The organism is Corynebacterium pelargi, from assembly GCF_014635485.1.
GTDB classification, from domain to species: Bacteria; Actinomycetota; Actinomycetes; order Mycobacteriales; family Mycobacteriaceae; genus Corynebacterium; species Corynebacterium pelargi.
This window is the reverse complement of record NZ_BMCX01000001.1, coordinates 149316-167159: the sequence shown is the minus strand read 5'-3', so window position 1 is coordinate 167159 and position 17844 is coordinate 149316. Positions and strand designations below refer to the sequence as shown.

14 protein-coding genes are annotated in these 17844 nt (G+C 58.0%); 9 read left to right on the top strand and 5 right to left on the bottom strand.

The genetic code is table 11. The features are described 5' to 3' along the window. The first annotated feature begins 4 nt into the window (after positions 1 to 4). The 8 genes from uvrC to secG all read left to right on the top strand — a co-directional run bounded on the left by uvrC (position 5) and on the right by secG (position 9328). A complete protein-coding gene (uvrC, locus tag IEU99_RS00740; RefSeq protein WP_128889787.1) occupies positions 5 to 2056 on the top strand; it encodes an excinuclease ABC subunit UvrC in 2052 nt (683 codons plus the stop codon). A 10-nt stretch (positions 2057 to 2066) separates the two neighbouring features. After that, a complete protein-coding gene (rapZ, locus tag IEU99_RS00735; protein WP_128889788.1) occupies positions 2067 to 2966 on the top strand; it encodes an RNase adapter RapZ in 900 nt (299 codons plus the stop codon). 20 nt (positions 2967 to 2986) lie between these two features. Continuing rightward, the gene (locus IEU99_RS00730) at positions 2987 to 3958 is read left to right on the top strand and encodes a gluconeogenesis factor YvcK family protein (protein WP_128889789.1); all 972 of its coding nucleotides are present in this window, start codon (positions 2987 to 2989) and stop codon (positions 3956 to 3958) included. Positions 3959 to 4163: 205 nt separating this feature from the next. Then, positions 4164 to 5150 carry a DNA-binding protein WhiA gene (whiA, locus tag IEU99_RS00725; protein ID WP_128889790.1) on the top strand — a complete coding sequence of 329 codons (987 nt, stop codon included), beginning with the start codon at positions 4164 to 4166 and terminating at the stop codon, positions 5148 to 5150. Between the two features lie 486 nt (positions 5151 to 5636). After that, positions 5637 to 6641 carry a type I glyceraldehyde-3-phosphate dehydrogenase gene (gene gap, locus IEU99_RS00720; protein ID WP_128889791.1) on the top strand — a complete coding sequence of 335 codons (1005 nt, stop codon included), beginning with the start codon at positions 5637 to 5639 and terminating at the stop codon, positions 6639 to 6641. 260 nt (positions 6642 to 6901) lie between these two features. After that, positions 6902 to 8116, top strand: coding sequence for a phosphoglycerate kinase (locus tag IEU99_RS00715; RefSeq protein ID WP_128889792.1), 1215 nt, complete (start codon positions 6902 to 6904; stop codon positions 8114 to 8116). A 67-nt stretch (positions 8117 to 8183) separates the two neighbouring features. Then, positions 8184 to 8963, top strand: coding sequence for a triose-phosphate isomerase (gene tpiA, locus IEU99_RS00710; protein WP_128889793.1), 780 nt, complete (start codon positions 8184 to 8186; stop codon positions 8961 to 8963). A 131-nt stretch (positions 8964 to 9094) separates the two neighbouring features. Continuing rightward, a complete protein-coding gene (secG, locus tag IEU99_RS00705) occupies positions 9095 to 9328 on the top strand; it encodes a preprotein translocase subunit SecG (RefSeq protein ID WP_128889794.1) in 234 nt (77 codons plus the stop codon). 81 nt (positions 9329 to 9409) lie between these two features. Here secG and pgl read toward each other — a convergent pair whose 3' ends face one another. The 5 genes from pgl to tkt all read right to left on the bottom strand — a co-directional run bounded on the left by pgl (position 9410) and on the right by tkt (position 16160). Beyond that, the gene (pgl, locus tag IEU99_RS00700) at positions 9410 to 10123 is read right to left on the bottom strand and encodes a 6-phosphogluconolactonase (RefSeq protein ID WP_128889795.1); all 714 of its coding nucleotides are present in this window, start codon (positions 10121 to 10123) and stop codon (positions 9410 to 9412) included. Between the two features lie 25 nt (positions 10124 to 10148). Next, on the bottom strand, positions 10149 to 11117 hold the full coding sequence (locus IEU99_RS00695) for a glucose-6-phosphate dehydrogenase assembly protein OpcA (protein ID WP_128889796.1): 969 nt from the start codon (positions 11115 to 11117) through the stop codon (positions 10149 to 10151). A gap of 70 nt (positions 11118 to 11187) precedes the next feature. After that, positions 11188 to 12747, bottom strand: a complete 1560-nt coding sequence (gene zwf, locus IEU99_RS00690) for a glucose-6-phosphate dehydrogenase (protein WP_128889797.1) — start codon at positions 12745 to 12747, stop codon at positions 11188 to 11190. A gap of 89 nt (positions 12748 to 12836) precedes the next feature. Further along, positions 12837 to 13919, bottom strand: coding sequence for a transaldolase (gene tal, locus IEU99_RS00685; RefSeq protein WP_128889798.1), 1083 nt, complete (start codon positions 13917 to 13919; stop codon positions 12837 to 12839). A 144-nt stretch (positions 13920 to 14063) separates the two neighbouring features. Further along, the gene (gene tkt, locus IEU99_RS00680) at positions 14064 to 16160 is read right to left on the bottom strand and encodes a transketolase (RefSeq protein ID WP_128889799.1); all 2097 of its coding nucleotides are present in this window, start codon (positions 16158 to 16160) and stop codon (positions 14064 to 14066) included. A gap of 738 nt (positions 16161 to 16898) precedes the next feature. On the opposite strand from tkt, the gene IEU99_RS00675 reads away from it, so the two are divergent. Then, entirely contained in the window at positions 16899 to 17810 is a 912-nt protein-coding gene (locus IEU99_RS00675) for a heme o synthase (protein WP_128889800.1), read from the top strand. Positions 17811 to 17844: the final 34 nt, after the last annotated feature.

The window sequence follows — 17844 nt, the reverse complement described above, 5'->3', positions numbered from 1 at the left end:
TCCCGTGACAGATCCGGCACAGTACCGTCCCGCCCCCGGCTCCATTCCCACGGAACCGGGGGTGTATAAATTCCGCGACCCATCGGGGCGCGTGGTGTATGTAGGCAAGGCGAAAAACCTTCGCGCGCGCCTATCGAATTACTTCCAAGACCTCTCGCAATTGCATCCGCGCACTCGCCAGATGGTTACTACTGCCTCCCAGGTTGAGTGGACGGTTGTTGCCAGTGAGGTTGAGGCCCTCCAACTGGAATACACCTGGATCAAGCGTTTTGATCCCCGCTTCAACGTTAAATATCGCGACGATAAAACCTATCCCGTCCTGGCCGTAAGCACAGGCGAGCGCATCCCCAGAGCCTTTTTCTATCGTGGCCCGCGGCGCAAAGGCGTTCGCTATTTTGGCCCCTATTCCCATGCCTGGGCAGTACGTGAAACGCTTGATTTACTCACCCGAGTATTTCCGGTTCGCACCTGCTCAAAGGGGGTCTACAACCGGCACGAGGCGCTGGGTCGGCCATGTCTTTTGGGCTATATCGATAAGTGTTCTGCGCCTTGTGTAGGCAAGGTCAGTGAGAAGGAGCACCGCGAGATTGTGAAGGGCTTCTTGCGTTTTATGGCAGGCCATACCGATGCGGTGGTGCGGGATTTGAGTGCCCAGATGCATGAGGCTGCAGCGGAGATGGATTTTGAACGTGCTGCACGCTTTCGGGATGATCTGCAGGCGGTGCAAAAGATCACTGAGCAGCAGGCCGTGGTGCTTGGCGACGGCACCGACGCCGATGTTGTGGGCGTGTGGGCAGATGAGCTCGAAGCAGCCATCCAGATGTTTCACGTCAGGTCTGGCAGGATTCGCGGCCAGCGTGGCTGGGTAGTGGAAAGAACCGAAGATGGCGACGAGGCTCTCGCAGAATTGCTGCAGACCTTTTTAATCCAGTTCTATTCCGATGCCGTTGAACAAGAAGAAAGTGCTGCTGGTTTAGAAGAAAAGATTGATCGCCGAGGGGTCGATCAAGAAAGCCATCAGGCGTTGCCGTGGACGCGCGATGATGGGATCCACCGCGTGGTGCCCAAGGAAGTCTTAATCGACCGCGAAGCACTGGACCTGGAACGCACCAAGGAGATGTTGAGTCGTCTTCGAGGAGCTAGCGTTGATCTTCGAGTTCCGCAGCGCGGCGATAAGCGCGCGCTGATGCAGACGGTGCAGAAAAACGCCAAGGATGCGCTCAGACAGCACAAGATGAAGCGAGTCGGAGACTTAAGTGCCCGTTCGCAGGCACTGCAAGAACTGCAAGAGGCCTTGGGGCTAGAGCAGGCACCCTTGAGAATTGAGTGCACCGATATTTCGCATATCCAAGGCACCGATGTGGTGGCATCCCTAGTGGTATTCGAAGATGGCTTGCCCAAGAAGCAGGACTATCGGCGCTATCACATCAAAGAGGCCGCTGGAGACGGGCACTCCAATGACGTTGCCTCGATTGCCGAGGTAACACGCAGGCGTTTCGCACGCCACAAAGAAGATATTCGCGCGTTGCCGGATGAGGCTGATGAGGCGCGTTTTGAAGATGAAGCGAATCCCGAACAAGATCAGCAGCGTCGCTTTGCCTATCCGCCGCAGCTTTTCGTCGTCGATGGTGGTGCACCGCAGGTGGCGGCTGCCCAGGCGGTGTTTGATGAACTGGGCATCGTCGATGTGGCGCTGATCGGTATTGCAAAGCGCCTCGAAGAAGTGTGGGTTCCCGGTGATGATGAGCCGGTGATTTTGCCGCGCAATTCTCAGGCCATGTACTTAATCCAGCAGCTTCGCGACGAAGCTCACCGCTTTGCCATCAACTTCCACCGCCAACAGCGTTCGAAGCGGATGCGCGCCTCGGAGCTCGATGCAGTACCGGGTCTAGGCCAGGTGCGCAAAAAGGCGCTGGTGCAGCATTTCGGTTCGGTGAAAAAGCTCAAAGCTGCCAGCGTCGATGAGATTGCTCAGGTGAAGGGTTTTGGAGTGAAGCTCGCCCAGGCCTGTTATGAGGCGCTGCATGGTGCTGATGGCGAGGCGTCGAAAAGCTAGACTGGCCACCATGATGATGAACCTTCGCTCCGATGTTGAACCGCGCACCGAGATTCCGCCGGTGTTGATTACTGGGTTGTCCGGTGCGGGCCTGAGTTCCGCGGCGCGGGTGCTCGAAGATATGGGCTGGTTTGTTACCCAAAATATCCCCCCGCAATTGATCGTCCATCTTGCAGAGATGATCGCCGATCCAACCTCGCCGGTAGACAAAGTCGCGGTGGTGACCGACGTGCGTTCGCGAGAATTTGTGGGCAGCCTCGAACAAATCATTGCGGAGCTTTCCGAACGCGGCATGAAGCCACTGGTGATGTTCATGGACGCCCGCGATGACGTGCTGATCAAGCGCTTTGATAATCTCCGTCGCACGCATCCGCTTCAGGGCAGTGGCACGCTCATGGTGGGCATTGAACGCGAACGCGAAATGCTGTCCGGGGTTCGCGAATCTGCAGACGTGATTATCGATACCTCAGATCTCTCCGTGCATGATCTTCGCCGCGTGATCGAACCGAATTTCTCCTCGATTGCCAATAAACGCCAGCACGTCACCGTGCAATCTTTCGGCTTCAAACACGGATCACCGCGCGATACTGACGTGATGATCGACGTGCGCTTTTTGCCAAATCCGTTCTGGGTGCCAGAGCTTCGACCCTTCCGCGGCGTGGATAAGCCCGTGGCGGATTATGTGCTCAGCCAGGACGCGGCCGAACCTTTCCTTGAGCACTTCATGGAGATGTTCGACGACATGCGCCCAGGGTTTGAGCACGAGGGCAAGAAATTCATCACCATCTCCATTGGCTGCACCGGCGGACACCACCGATCAGTAGCGATCGCCGAGGAAATCGGTCGACGCCTCAGAGATCGTGGTGATTTAGACGTCAATGTGCAACACCGCGATATTTCGCGTAATTAGCCTGCTTGGAGGCTTGAGCAATGAAAGCACTCAACTCGCCGGCTTTCGCCTGCCTTGGTGGCGGCCACGGCCTGTTCCAAACTCTGCGCGCTGTTCGCTCCTTGGAGCATCGCAGCATCAACGCCATCGTCACCGTCGCCGATGACGGCGGCTCCAGCGGGCGCATCCGTAAAGAACTTCGGCAAGTCCCGCCGGGGGATTTGCGCATGGCGCTTGCTGCCTTAGCGCCTTTCGACGACACCGGGCAGGTCTGGGAGGAGACGCTCCAACACCGCTTCGGTGGCCATGGTGCCCTCGCTGGACACGCCGTGGGCAACCTTTTGCTCGCCGGGCTTGTCGACGTCCTCGGTGATGAAATCAAAGCGCTGGACTTATTAAAGGCAACGATCCGCGCCGAAGGCAGAGTATTGCCTGTCTGTGCCCGGCCACTCGACATTGCGGCCGAAGTTTCCGGCCTGGATGATGATCCGCGAATCATGCGAGAGGTACGAGGCCAGGTGGCTGTGGCATCGACCCCCGGAACGGTGCGAAGGGTCCGGTTAATCCCTGAGCACCCCAAGGCGGCACCAGAAGCCCTCGAGGCCATCGAGCAGGCGGATATCGTAACCCTCGGGCCTGGATCCTGGTTTAGCTCCGTGATTCCGCATTTGCTTGTCGACGGTATCACCGAAGCCTTAGCCAAGACCGAAGCGATGCGTGTGGTGGTACTCAACCTCAGTGCCGAACCCGGCGAGACTGCAGGTTTTAGCGCTGAACGTCATCTGCACATCCTCGCCCAACACGATCACCGCCTGCGCGCCGATGTCGTCATTGTGGATTCTCAAATGATTCCCAATCAATCAGATCGCGTTCACCTTGAACGCGCGGCCCAAACACTCGGTGCGCGCATCGGGTTTTATGATCTGCGCGAAGAAGACGAAGACGGCATGCTGCTTGATCGCCACGACCCAGCCAAGCTCGCCTTTGCACTCAAAAGCGAATATCACCGATAAAGCATCGCGGTGCTTTGGAGTTGAGGTAGCCTAAGGCAGCACTATCACTTGCGCCCACCCGCCGCGGTGAAGGTGGGTGCAATGGCGGCAGCCAGGGTGGCTACCCACGACGGCAGCCACAACGGCAGCCAGGGCGGCTGCCCGAAGCCCAAAAAGGCTCAAGCGGGTGGCTTGAACATTTCAGTACTGGAAGAAAGTGAGACTCATGTCGGCGTTATCGGATCAGGCAAAAGCTGAGCTCGTTCGCGTTCAGGCCCAACACGGTGCAGAGCGCCTGGCCGAGCTTGCAGGCATGATCCGCTTCGGCGGCGAGTTAAGTGTGGAACAACACCGGCTGGTGGTGATTTTCCGCAGCGAACTTCAGGTGGTAGCGCAGCGTTTCGCGCTTGAGGTGCAGCATATTGTCGGATCGCTGCCGCATATTGCCGAGACACCAGCACCCAAACGCGGTTACCTCTACGAGGTGCGCGTGGAACGCGGCGCAAAAGAATTGATCCGCAGAACAGGCATGGTAAGCCCCGGAGGCCACCAGATCATCGGGCTGCCGTTGCAAGTGGTGTCCGGAACAGTGGAAGTGGCAGAAGCTGCATGGCGTGGTGCATTCCTTGCCGCCGGCAGCCTTTCGGATCCCAATCGTTCCTCCTCCCTCGATGTGGCAGCCCCCGGCCAAGAGGCAGCATTGGCATTGGTGGGGTGCGCCCGCAGGATGGGAGTGGCAGCGAAAACGCGTGAATCTCGCGGTGTTGAAAAGGTAAGCGTGCGAGACGGCGAAGCCGTAGGTGCGATGCTCTCGCGCATGGGGGCGCACACGGCACGGCTTTTGTGGGATCAAAAGCGCGTGCAGCGCGAGGCCAAGCCGAGTGCGAATCGTCTGGCCAATTTTGATGACGCGAATCTGCGCCGATCCGCTCGCGCCGCCATGCATGCAGCCGCAAGGGTAGAAGAGGCGATGGCGATTTTGGGTGACGACATCCCAGATCATCTCGCTCAAGCAGGCCAACTTCGCCTCGAACACCGTCATGCCTCCCTTGAAGAGCTAGGAAGGCTGTCTGATCCGCAAATGACCAAGGACGCAATCGCGGGGCGGATCCGTCGTCTTTTGCATATGGCGGATAAGCGCGCGGAAGAATTGGGCATCCCGGATACCTCCGCAAGGGTCAAAGGTATGGAAAAGCAGGACGAGTCCTCCTAACCCATAGGCTCCTAGCAACCACGAGTTGCTTCACGGAAGGCGCCGAAGAGTCAATGACTCTCGCGCCTTTTGTTTTTGTTTGCTTGGGTTTTGCTTGGTGTCTGCTTTGCCCGATCGGAATGTGTCTAGATTCACAATGTGCTTGGGCGTGAAGATCAGATCATACGATTCTGTGGAACGTGGTGTGGGATAAGCACCTCCATTTGAGGGGCGAAACCCCCAAACTCTGCCTAGCCAGCGGTACTAAGTTGAACTTTTTAGCAACCACACCGCCGAACGCACCCCCGAATGCATGAGGGCGTGGCGCCCGATTGAGAACCCACAGAAAACAAACTTCTGCACACTTCCGTTTTGCTCGGTACACTTCGGACTTGAGGTTGCGCCAGGAAAAAACGGAAGCAATCCGGATATAAACCAACAAAGTTGGCAACACGGAATCTTCAACCTGGCCTCCAATAACGATCACTCTATTTTGAGGAGACAACAGTGACGATTCGCGTAGGAATCAACGGCTTCGGCCGCATCGGACGTAACTTCTTCCGTGCTCTCAGCGAGCGCGGCTCGGACATCGAGGTTGTTGCCGTCAACGACCTCACCGACAACAAGACCCTGGCACACCTGCTCAAGTACGACTCCACCCTGGGTCGCCTGGGCAAGGAGGTCACCTACGACGATGAGTCGATCACCGTTGATGGCCACCGCATCCTGGTTTCTGCAGAGCGCGACCCCAAGGATCTCAAGTGGGGCGAGAACAACGTAGACATCGTGATCGAGTCCACCGGCTTCTTCACCGATGCCGAGGCTGCTAAGGCTCACATCGACGCTGGCGCCAAGAAGGTCATCATCTCTGCTCCTGCAAAGAACGAGGACGCTACCTTCGTTGTTGGTGTGAACCACACCGACTACGATCCCGAGAACCACAACATCATCTCCAACGCTTCCTGCACCACCAACTGCCTGGCTCCCATGGCTAAGGTGCTCGACGATGCCTTCGGCATCGAGCGTGGTTTGATGACCACCGTTCACGCTTACACCGGCGACCAGCGCCTGCTCGACGCTCCTCACAAGGACCTGCGTCGCGCCCGCGCTGCTGCCATCAACATGGTGCCCACCTCCACCGGTGCTGCCAAGGCCGTTGCTCTGGTGCTCCCGCAGCTCAAGGGCAAGCTCGACGGCTACGCAATGCGCGTGCCGCTGCCCACCGGCTCCGCTACCGACCTCACCTTCACCTGCTCCAAGGAAGTAACGGTTGAAGAGGTCAACGCCGCCATCAAGAAGGCTGCCGAGGGCGAGCTCAAGGGTGTTCTGGCCTACACCGAGGATCCGCTGGTATCCACCGACATCGTCACCGATGCTCACGCCTCCATCTTCGACGCTGGCCTGACCAAGGTCATCGGCGATCAGGTCAAGGTTGTGTCCTGGTACGACAACGAGTGGGGCTACTCCAACCAGCTTGTAACCCTCACCGAGTACGTGGGCGAGCGCCTCTAATCTGACTCAGAGCGCTGCATTAGGTTGCAGTACTCACCTCGAAGCCCGGGGTGTACCTCCGTGGTACACCCCGGGTTTTGTGTATAAAGAGCAACAAGATTGTTCTTTCAGCCTTTGAGGTGCAGCCCACAGCTCCAACACAGTGTGCTGGAGATGACTAGGCTCAAAGGTGTGTGCCCGCATCGCACTCTTGCCCCACGAAGCGAGAGCAGCATGCTTGCACAACAAGACGAACACGATATACAGAAAGTCTGGTTTCAATGACCGCAAAGAATCTGCAGGATCTGCTCAACGAGGGCGTAGAAGGCCGCCACGTGCTGGTGCGCTCCGACTTCAACGTACCGCTCAACGACAACCAAGAGATCACCGACGCCGGTCGTATTAACGCTTCACTCCCCACCATCAAGGCACTGGTCGAGGGCGGCGCTCGCGTTATCCTCATGGCTCACCTTGGCCGCCCCAAGGGTGAATTCAACGATAAGTACTCCCTGGCTCCGGTAGCAGAGGCACTGTCCGAGGCGCTCGATCAGTACGTTGCGTTGGCAGCAGATGTGGTGGGCGAAGATGCCCACGAGCGCGCTAATGGCCTCAACGACGGCGACGTACTGTTGCTGGAGAACGTGCGCTTTGATCCCCGCGAAACCTCCAAGGACGAAGCAGAGCGCGGCGAATTTGCAGATCAGCTCGTTGCTTTGACCGCCGAAAACGGTGCCTTTGTCTCTGATGGTTTCGGTGTGGTTCACCGCGCTCAGGCATCCGTCTATGACGTAGCCAAGCGCCTGCCTCACTACGCCGGCAAGCTCGTTGAGAAGGAAATCGACGTGCTCAAGGCCGTGGTTGAAGACCCGAAGCGTCCTTATACCGTGGTGCTTGGTGGAGCCAAGGTTTCCGACAAGCTCGGCGTGATCGAGGCACTCGCCTCCAAGGCTGACCACATCATTATCGGTGGCGGCATGTGCTACACCTTCCTGGCTGCCAAGGGCATCAACGTTCAGGAGTCCCTGCTCCAGGAAGAGCAGATTGATAACTGCAAGCAGCTCCTCGAAACCTACGGCGAGAAGATCGTGCTGCCCACCGACCTGGTAGCAGCAGAGAAATTCGACGCCAACGCCGAGAACAAGGTTGTAGCGCTCGACGCCATCCCCGAGGGCTGGATGTCCCTCGATGTTGGACCTGAGACCGTGGAGCGCTTTAAGAAGGTGCTGGTTGAGTCCAAGACCATCTTCTGGAATGGCCCGATGGGCGTATTCGAGTTCGAAGCCTTCTCCAAGGGCACCAAGGGCCTGGCAGAGGCCATCATTGAGGCCACCGAGCAGGGTGCCTTCTCCGTCGTTGGTGGCGGCGACTCGGCCGCAGCCGTTCGTTCCCTCGGCCTTGCCGAGGACGGCTTCAGCCACATCTCCACCGGTGGCGGTGCCTCCTTGGAGTTCCTCGAAGGTAAGGAACTGCCGGGCGTACAGGTCCTGGAAAGCTAACACCGCTTTTTCCCAAGTCAAGATGGCGCCTTTGGCGCTATCGCATTGAAAGGAATTCAACACACTTATGGCACGCACTCCCTTGATTGCCGGTAACTGGAAGATGAACCTCGATCACCTCCAGGCCGTAGCCACCGTGCAGAAGCTCGCTTTTGCACTGCCCAAGGACTACTACGACAAAGTCGACGTAGCCGTTACCGTTCCATTTACTGATCTGCGCTCCGTGCAGACCTTGGTTGAAGGCGACAAGCTCCAAATCACCTATGGTGCCCAGGACGTATCGCAGCACGAATCCGGTGCCTACACCGGTGAGGTGTCTGCCCAGATGCTGGCAAAGCTAGGTTGCACCTGGGTCGTTGTTGGTCACTCCGAGCGTCGCGAGTACCACCAGGAAACCTCTGAACTTGTTGCCGCAAAGGCAAAGGCAGCCCTGGGTCAGGGCATGCACCCGATCGTCTGCGTCGGTGAGCCACTCGAGATCCGCGAGCAAGGCACCCACGTTGATTACGTCGTGGAGCAGACCCGCGAATCCCTGGCTGGTCTTTCCACCGAGGATCTGGCCAACACCGTGATTGCGTATGAGCCAGTGTGGGCCATCGGCACCGGCAAGGTCGCATCGGCTGAAGATGCTCAGGAAGTTTGCGCAGCTATTCGTAAGCTCATCGCTGAGCTTGCCGACGCCTCCGTGGCCGAAGGCATCCGTATCCTCTACGGTGGCTCTGTCAAGGCTGAAACTGTGGCCGAGATCGTTGGCCAGGCCGACGTCGATGGTGGCCTCGTAGGTGGCGCCTCCCTCGATGGCGAGGCCTTTGCCAAGCTTGCTGCCAACGCAGCTTCTGCCGTTTAACATTCGGCGCTTTCTCATCCGTGCTCCAGCGAGTCGCTGGAGCACGCTTGGTTCTAATGGGTGTATAGTGTGCACGGTATGGCACCCGACTGTGCCCATTTAGCTATCTACAACATGGCAAGGATCCACCTATGGCTTTAGCTCTTCAGATCGTTCTGGTGATCGCCAGCGTGATCATGACGCTGTTTGTGCTGCTCCACCGTGGCAAGGGCGGCGGCTTGTCCAGCCTCTTTGGCGGCGGCGTGCAGTCCAATCTCTCCGGTTCTACCGTGGTGGAAAAGAACCTGGACCGAGTCACCATCTTTACTGGCTTGATCTGGATTGCTTGCATCGTCGCACTGAACCTGATTCAGGCATACGCATAACGGGCAGCACTAGACCCTAAAAAGCATTCAGCATCCCTACTGCACTTTCGCAGTAGGGATGCTGTTTTTGCTTGCTCAAGCCTATAAAGCGTTAGCAGCCACCTTCAGCACTGTGGACTTGCGTCCACGCGCTCCGGCAGCGGGAAGTTCCTCCGCGGGAGCACCTGCTCGCAACTGGGCCACGGCCTCAGCCTTTTCCTCACCGGCGACTAGAAGCCAGACATGATCGGCTGTGGCTACCGCCGGCAGGGTCAAGGTAACGCGCTGCGCAGGCGGCTTGGGTGAATCTTCAACAGCGACCACCAAACGTTCCTGCTCCTTGGTGGCATAGCTATGGGGGAAAAGAGAATTGATGTGGCCTTCACCGCCCATACCCAGCAGGTGAAGATCAAAGCCTTGGGGTGCAAACTGCGCCAAGACCTCCTCGTAGTCCTGTGCGGCGGTGGCCATATCTACCGAACCAAGCCCATAGCCATGAATATTTGCTTCTGGCACATTGGCTGCGTCGAACAGAGCGCGGCGAGCCTGCCCCTCATTGGAGTCGGGATGATCGGGGGCAACATTGCGCTCGTCACCAAAGAAGAAGTGCGCGCCACTGCGGTCGGTGCCGCGGCGCTGGAGCTCTTCAAGGGTGCCGATGCCCGCGCCACCACCGGTGAGCACGATCCGTGCCATACCGTCGTCGTAGAGGCCTTCGCCACGACGGGCACGATCGAGTACTTCAATCACGCCATCGGCGGCGGAGGAAATAACGGCAGCGAGATCGGGCAGTTCTTGGACTTCAAGCGCAGTCATGCATCATCCTTAAGTGCAATATGGCCTAAGCGCTGGGCTTATCGGCGGCGAATTCGATACGGTTGAGGCTTTTTAGGGTGTTGGCATAGGCGATATCCGGATCCAAGTGTCGCAGTTCCTCGGCCAGACAATCAGATTCCGAGCGGCGGTTGATGGCCACCAGCGCGGTATCGCGACCCGGAATGCTCAAGGCCAAGGTGGCCTGATCTTCTTGCATTTCCAGCACAACGGTGCCCGAAGCGCGGTCGAGTTCCAGGCGCTTTACTGGCACGGCGGCCTGGCCGAATTCATCAATGGCATCGTCCATATCGCAGGTATAGCGGGTTACTGCTACCCCTAGGCGATTCGCTAACCAACCCGCGGCCAACTCCACGCTCGGGTTTTCAGCGGCACCATAAACGCGCACGTCATGGACATCTTCATGCGGCAATACATCCAGCGAGGACGCAACAACGCCACGCCAAGGAGTCAGCCTTGCCCAGCAAAGGTCAGAATCGCCCGAGGTGTAGTTATTCCGGCGGTTATACAGCGCATCTGCGGGCGGATCGTTATAGGTATCGGTGATGCGACGTTGCGCGATCTTGCCAATGGGATCCTCGGCCGGGTCCACGGGAGCAGAAGAAGGCCACCACGCGACGATGGGGGTATCAGGCAACAGCAGGGGAGTGACCACATGCACTAAGTGCTTGGATACCTCACCGGCTAGTTTCATAATCACCAGTTCTGATGCGCCGGCGTCGCCACCAATGCTCACCGATGCGTCAAGGGAGGAGGCTGCATCTTCATCACCAGTGACCAGGAGGATCACCCTGGACGGGTGCTCACGGGAGGCCTCGGTGGTGGCTTTGGTGATGGCCTCAATGTCATCGCGTTCTTTCGCCACAATGATCAAGGTCAGCACGCGGCTGGTGGTGACTTGACCACCGGTTTCCCGTGCACGAACAAGCGTTTTGGAAATTTCGCGGGTATCGGTATTGGGCAATTCAAAGATCATGGTGCGCCTTTAATCCATTGTGAGGGCTACGTTAGCGGGCTTGGTTGGATGCTGGGGTAGCACAGAGCGCTTAGGGCCTGCGCCATGAACGTCCCACACGCTCGAGCATGCGGTCGGCCGAATGCGGCCCCCAGGTGCCGGCGGGATAATCCTCCGGCTCGCCGTGATCGGCCCAGAAGCGCAGGATTGGATCGAGAATCTGCCAACTGAGCTCCACTTCCTCATTGGTGGGGAACAAGCTTGCCTCGTCCAAGAGCGCATCGAGAATCAGACGCTCATAGGCCTCTGGGGATTCCTCGGTGAAGGCCTCGGAGTAGGAGAAGTCCATATTGACGTCACGGACTTCCATCGCAGATCCAGGAACCTTGGAGCCAAAGCGCATCAACATACCTTCGTCGGGCTGCACGCGAATCACCACCACGTTTTGGCCTTGGGTATCCCTGGTGCCGGCGGCGAAGGGTTGGTGTGGTGCATCCTTAAACACCAAGGCAATCTCGGTGACCCTCCGGCCTAGGCGTTTGCCGGTTCGAAGATAAAATGGCACACCAGCCCAGCGACGAGAGTTGATCTCCAGGGTGCAGGCTGCATAGGTCTCGGTCTTGGATTCGGGGTCGAAGCCTTCTTCCTCGCGCAGACCTTTGACCAATTCGGAGCCTTGCCAACCGGAGGCGTATTGGCCACGCGCGGTGGTCTTAGAGAAGGGCTCCACTGGCCGGGTGGCGCGGAGTACTTTGATCTTTTCCGACTGGAGTTGCGAGGGGGTGAAGTCCACTGGTTCTTCCATGGCAACAAGCGCGAGAAGCTGAATCAGGTGGTTTTGGATCACGTCGCGGGCAGCACCAATGCCGTCGTAATATCCCGCGCGCCCTCCGAGACCAATATCTTCGGCCATGGTGATTTGCACATGGTCGACGTAGTGGGAATTCCACAGTGGGTCGAATAATTGGTTGGCAAAGCGCAAGGCCAAAATATTCTGCACTGTTTCTTTGCCCAGGTAGTGATCGATGCGGAATACCGATCGCTCGGGGAACACCGAGTTGATGATCTCATTGAGCTCCCTGGCGCTTTCTTGATCGTGGCCAAAGGGCTTTTCGACGATCACACGTCGCCAACTCTTACCCTTCGCTTCAGCCATACCGGAGCGTTGGAGTTGGTGGCATACATCCGAGAAGAAGTTAGGAGGAACCGAGAGGTAGAAAGCCCAGTTGCCGGAGGTGGCACCGGATTCGTCGATACGCTGCAGCGTGTCTGCCAGGCGGTCGAAAGCCTCATCATCGTCGAAGTTGCCCTGCACAAAGTGCATCCCCTCGGCAAGGCGGAGCCACACGTTTTCCCTGAACTCAGTTCGAGCGCCAGCTTCAACGGCGCTGCGAATATATTCTTCGAAGTCCTCTTTGCTCCAATCACGTCGACCAAAACCAACCAGGGAGAACCCGGCGGGAAGCAGGCCACGGTTGGCAAGATCATAGATGGCTGGCAGTAGCTTCTTTTTAGCTAAATCGCCGGTGACACCGAAGATGACCATGCCTGAAGGTCCGGCAATGCGGGGCAAACGCTTATCCAAGGCACTACGCAAGGGGTTTTCCCAGCCATCGGCTTCATAATGATCGGGTAACGAGGTGTTGCTCACGAGGGGCTAACTTCTTCCTTTTTGCACGGTTGCGAACTCAGCGGAAGGTGGCGATAGCATGACCGCCACCTTTTTCAAGCTGCTAAAGCTTAGCTGAGATTTTCTTGCATCGATTCGAGCAACTCATTCCAGGCATCCACAAACTTCTGCACGCCTTCACGCTCAAGAACATTGAACACGTCTTCAAAGTCGATGCCCACAGCCGACAGCTTGGAAAAGACCTGCTCAGCTTCCTCCGCGGTGCCGCTGAGCGTATCGCCGTGGATATTGTCCGCCTCGATAGCAGCGTCGATCGTGCCCTCCGGCATCGTGTTCACGGTGTTCGGGCCGGCCAACTCGCTGACATAAAGATCGGCGGGGTAATCAGGGTTTTTCACACCAGTTGAAGCCCACAGTGGGCGCTGAACATTTGCACCTTCTGGCAGCTCGGCCTGGTCAAATGCTTCCTGGAATACCTGGTAGGCGCGACGAGCATTGGCTACGCCAGCTTTACCGCGAAGCGCAAGTGCTTCTTCGCTGCCGATGGCTTCAAGGCGGTTGTCCACCTCGGTATCGAGGCGAGAGACAAAGAAGGAAGCAACGGAGTGAATCTTCGACACATCCAGGCCCTTGTCTGCTGCGCGCTGGATACCTTCCTTATAGGCAGCGATGACTTGGCGGTACCTCGCCACAGAGAAGATCAGGGTGACATTCACGCTGATGCCCTCTGCCAGTGCGTCCACGATTGCGGGCAGCGAATCTTCGGTGGCGGGGATCTTGATCATGGCGTTGGGGCGATCAACGCGAGACCACAATTCGCGTGCCTGCGCGATGGTGGCATCGCGATCCTCGGAGATGCGGGGATCAACCTCGATGCTGACTCGACCGTCTTTGCCTTGGGTCTGCTCAAAGACCCCTTCAAATACATCGCAGGCTGCGCGCACATCGTCGATGCTCATGGCATAGACGGCTTGATCCACGCTTGCTTGCTCTGCCTTGAGGGTGGCAATTTGCTCATCGTAGGCGTTGCCCTTGGACATCGCTGCGGCGAAAATCGCGGGGTTGGTGGTAACGCCCGCGATGTGCTTGGTGCTGATGAGCTCGCGAAGGTTGCCGGAGTTAATGCGATCGCGTGAGAGATCGTCTAACCAGGTAGAAGTGCCAAGTTCTGCAAGTTGTTGAATAGCGTTCATTGAAAAAACATCGTTTCTGATTGACTCGTCTTAGGCCTTGAAAAGACGTTGCCCATGCTACCGCGTTTCACCGCGGGCATGGGCATCGTGTGCTAAGTGTGAGCAGCTTCAAGCCTCGGTGTTAAGGCTTGAGGCTTAACCTCACTAGGAGCTTTGCAGTGTTTCCTGGGCTGCAGCGACCACTGCATCGGTGGTGATACCGAACTCCTCAAAGAGCTTTTGGTAGGCAGCAGAAGCGCCGAAGTGCTCCAGGGACACGGCACGACCACGGCAACCAAGCAGTTGGTACCACGGCATAGCGATGCCGGCTTCGACGGATACGCGTGCTTGCACCTCGGATGGCAGCACCGATTCCTGGTACTCGGCATCTTGCTCAAGGAACCAGTCAAGACACGGCACAGACACGACGCGAGCTGCAACACCATCGGCTTCGAGCTTCTTGGCAGCCTCCACTGCAAGCTGCACCTCAGAGCCGGTGGCCATCAAGATCACGTCGGGAGTCTCCTTCGAAGCCTCTACGAGCACATATGCGCCGCGGACAACGCCCTCGCGTGCCTTTTCCTTGGTGCCCTCAAGCACTGGCACGTTCTGACGCGTCAGCGCCAAGCCCTTCGGGCCGGCCTTGTACTGCAAGGCGGCGCGCCAAGCAGCGGCGGTTTCATTGGCATCGGCCGGGCGAATCATGGACATATTGGGAATTGCACGCAGCGAAGCAAGCTGCTCTACCGGCTGGTGGGTAGGGCCGTCCTCACCCAGACCAATGGAGTCGTGGGTCCACACGTAGTAGGCATCCACGTTCATCAGTGCTGCCAAGCGAACAGCGGGGCGCATGTAATCGGAGAAGATCAGGAAGGTGCCGCCATAGGGGCGGGTGCCACCATGCAAGGAGATGCCGTTGAGGATTGCGCCCATGGCGTGCTCGCGGATACCGAAGTGCAGGTTGCGACCGCCGGGTTGCGCGGTCCAGGTATCAGTGGTGATCTCCTTCGGGCCGAAGGAGGGGGAGTCCTTGATCACGGTGTTATTCGAACCTGCCAGGTCTGCACTACCACCCCAAAGCTCCGGCATGGTTGCGCCGAGTGCCTGAAGCACGGCCTCCGAGGCCTTACGGGTAGCGATGCCTTTTTCATCGGCATCCCAGGAGGGGAGGTCGGCGTCGAAGTTTTCGGGCAGCTCGCGGCGCGATAGGCGATCGAAGAGCGCCTTACGCTCGGGATTTTGCTCCGCCCAAGCGTCGAAAAGCTTCTGCCATTCCTCGTGAGCCTGTGCGCCACGGTTTTGAAGCTCGCGGGTGTGCTCAATCACGCGGTCTTCCACGGCGAAGTGAGCCTCGGGATCAAAGCCGAGCTCGCGCTTGGTAGCGGCAACTTCCTCAGCACCCAATGCAGCACCGTGGACGGCGCCGGTGTTCATCATGGTGGGGGCGGGGTAGCCGATGATGGTGCGAAGGCGAATGAAGGTGGGTCGCTGCGTTTCGGCCTGAGCCTCGGCGACGGCCTGCTCGATGGCAGCGACGTCTTCGCCACCGTCAATCTCAATAACCTGCCAGCCATAGGCGCGGTAACGAGCAACAACATCTTCGGTGAAGGCGATCTGGGTGTCATCCTCGATGGAGATGCGGTTGTCGTCCCAGAAGACGATGAGGTTGCCCAGTTGCTGGGTGCCAGCCAAGGAACAAGCCTCGGCGGTCACGCCTTCTTCGAGGTCGCCATCAGAGGCGATGACGTAAATGAAGTGATCGAAGGGGGACTCACCCTCGGCAGCTTCGGGGTCGAACAGGGCACGCTCGCGACGCGACGCCATGGCCATGCCCACTGCGGAGGCAAGACCTTGGCCCAGAGGGCCGGTGGTGATCTCCACGCCGTCAGTGTGGTGGTACTCCGGGTGGCCGGGGGTCTTGGCGCCCCAGGTGCGCAGTGCTTTGAGATCTTCAAGTTCGAGGCCAAAGCCACCCAAGTACAACTGAATGTACTGGGTCAAAGAGGAGTGACCGCAGGAGAGCACGAAGCGGTCGCGGCCTGGCCAGTGCACATCGTTCGGGTCGTGGCGAAGCACGCGCTGGTACAGGGTGTACGCCAGCGGTGCCAGGCTCATGGCGGTACCCGGGTGGCCCGATCCGCAGTTTTCAACCGCATCGGCGGCCAGCACACGCACCGTGTCCACGGCCAAGGTATCCACCTCAGTCCAATCCGAGGGGTAATTGCGCTTGGTTAATGCTTGAAGTTCCGGAGCCAAAGTCACGAAAGGCCGTCCTTAATCATCGTTTAGAACATGGTGTTAGCACGACACCGCGCACCAAATAAGCCTCGCGATAGGCGGTGATCTCCTCGAAGCTCTTCCTGCCCAATGCTCTGGGCATTCGATGCAGAAGGTGACAACTCAAAGAGATCCACACCGCGCGAAGAAAAGGCGCGAAACGAGAATCGCTGCCTCCATAGTAGCGAGCGATGCCAGCTCCTGGGCATACTCCCGCCCAGCCCCGCGAGATTGAGCAGCAACTCACTGTGCGTCTTGTTGGGTAAGCACCAGATACTTCCGGTTCTTGCCCCTAAGACCGAGGCGTCGCTTTGGGTGCGAGGGTGCAACTCGGAGTGGCATTGGGGAAAGTTTCACCCAGCCAGCTAGTATGGGAACCCTACTGACTCAGATGGGTAAGTAGCGACAACCAATGCAAAGCACCACACCGAAGTGGATGCCCATGAGGTGGGTGCTTTGAAGCGGTGGCAAGCATGATCCCTGGCGGCTTTTTGGAGCCTGCAGGGATTTCACGCTGTTGTGGCGAAAGATTTTTGCTTGAGGGCGGAACTTTTTACTCAACACAGCCGACCACTAACTTTGGCCTCCTTTTGCTTCAACGAAGGGATACCAAATGCCCGTAGACTCCACCTGGAGCGCTGCTGGCAACTGCCTTGATGTGGGTACGAGCACGATGGGCACCACCTTTTGCAATAGAACCACGAGCTATGGGAGGGATTTCCCTTGGAGAGAATCAAGGCCTACCTTGCGCTGACGAAGCCACGGGTCATTGAGCTTCTCCTCGTCGCCACCATTCCCGCGATGCTGCAGGCAGATCGTGGTAATATTCACCTCGGATTAATGTTGGGCACCTTATTCGGTGGCTGGATGGGCGCGGCGGCAGCCAACACCTTTAATATGGTGGCCGACTCCGATATCGACCAGAAAATGGGCCGAACCTCCAAACGCCCGCTGGTTCGTCACACCGTGAGCAATACCCAAGCCACCGTCTTTGCCTGGGCACTCACCGTGGCCAGCTTCCTATGGCTTTGGCTTGTCTGTCACTCGCTGATCGCCGCACTGTTCGTGATGGCCACGATCGGCTTCTACATCTTCGTCTACACCAAGGTGCTCAAGCGTCGCACGCATATGAACATCGTCTGGGGCGGAGCCGCAGGGTGTATGCCGGTGGTAGTAGGTTGGGCCGCCATCGTCGATAATCTCCCGGATGGCACCCCTGCTCGTTGGTGGCAAGCCATTGTGCTGTTTTTGATTATCTTCTTCTGGACCCCACCACACACCTGGGCTCTGGCCATGAAGTACAAAGAAGATTACGCCGCAGCAGGTGTGCCCATGCTGCCGGTGGTTCGCACTGAAGAGCAGGTAACCAAGCAGATTGTGGCCTATACCTGGGCTACTGTGCTGGTCACCTTCCTGCTCATTCCCGCTGCTGGATGGCTGTATGCGGCTACCGCGATCATCGCAGGTGTCTGGTTCATTGTGGTCGCCCACAAGCTTCACCGCGGTGTCCAACACGGCACGCACGTGCGCCCGCTTCGCCTCTTCATCCTTTCCAATAACTACCTGGCTGCGCTTTTCGTTGGCCTCTCACTCGACGCGATCTTAGGCCTCGAGCAGATCTCCCACATGCTTTAAACCCCATCGCCTTCCAATGCGGGCAAAGCCAAAA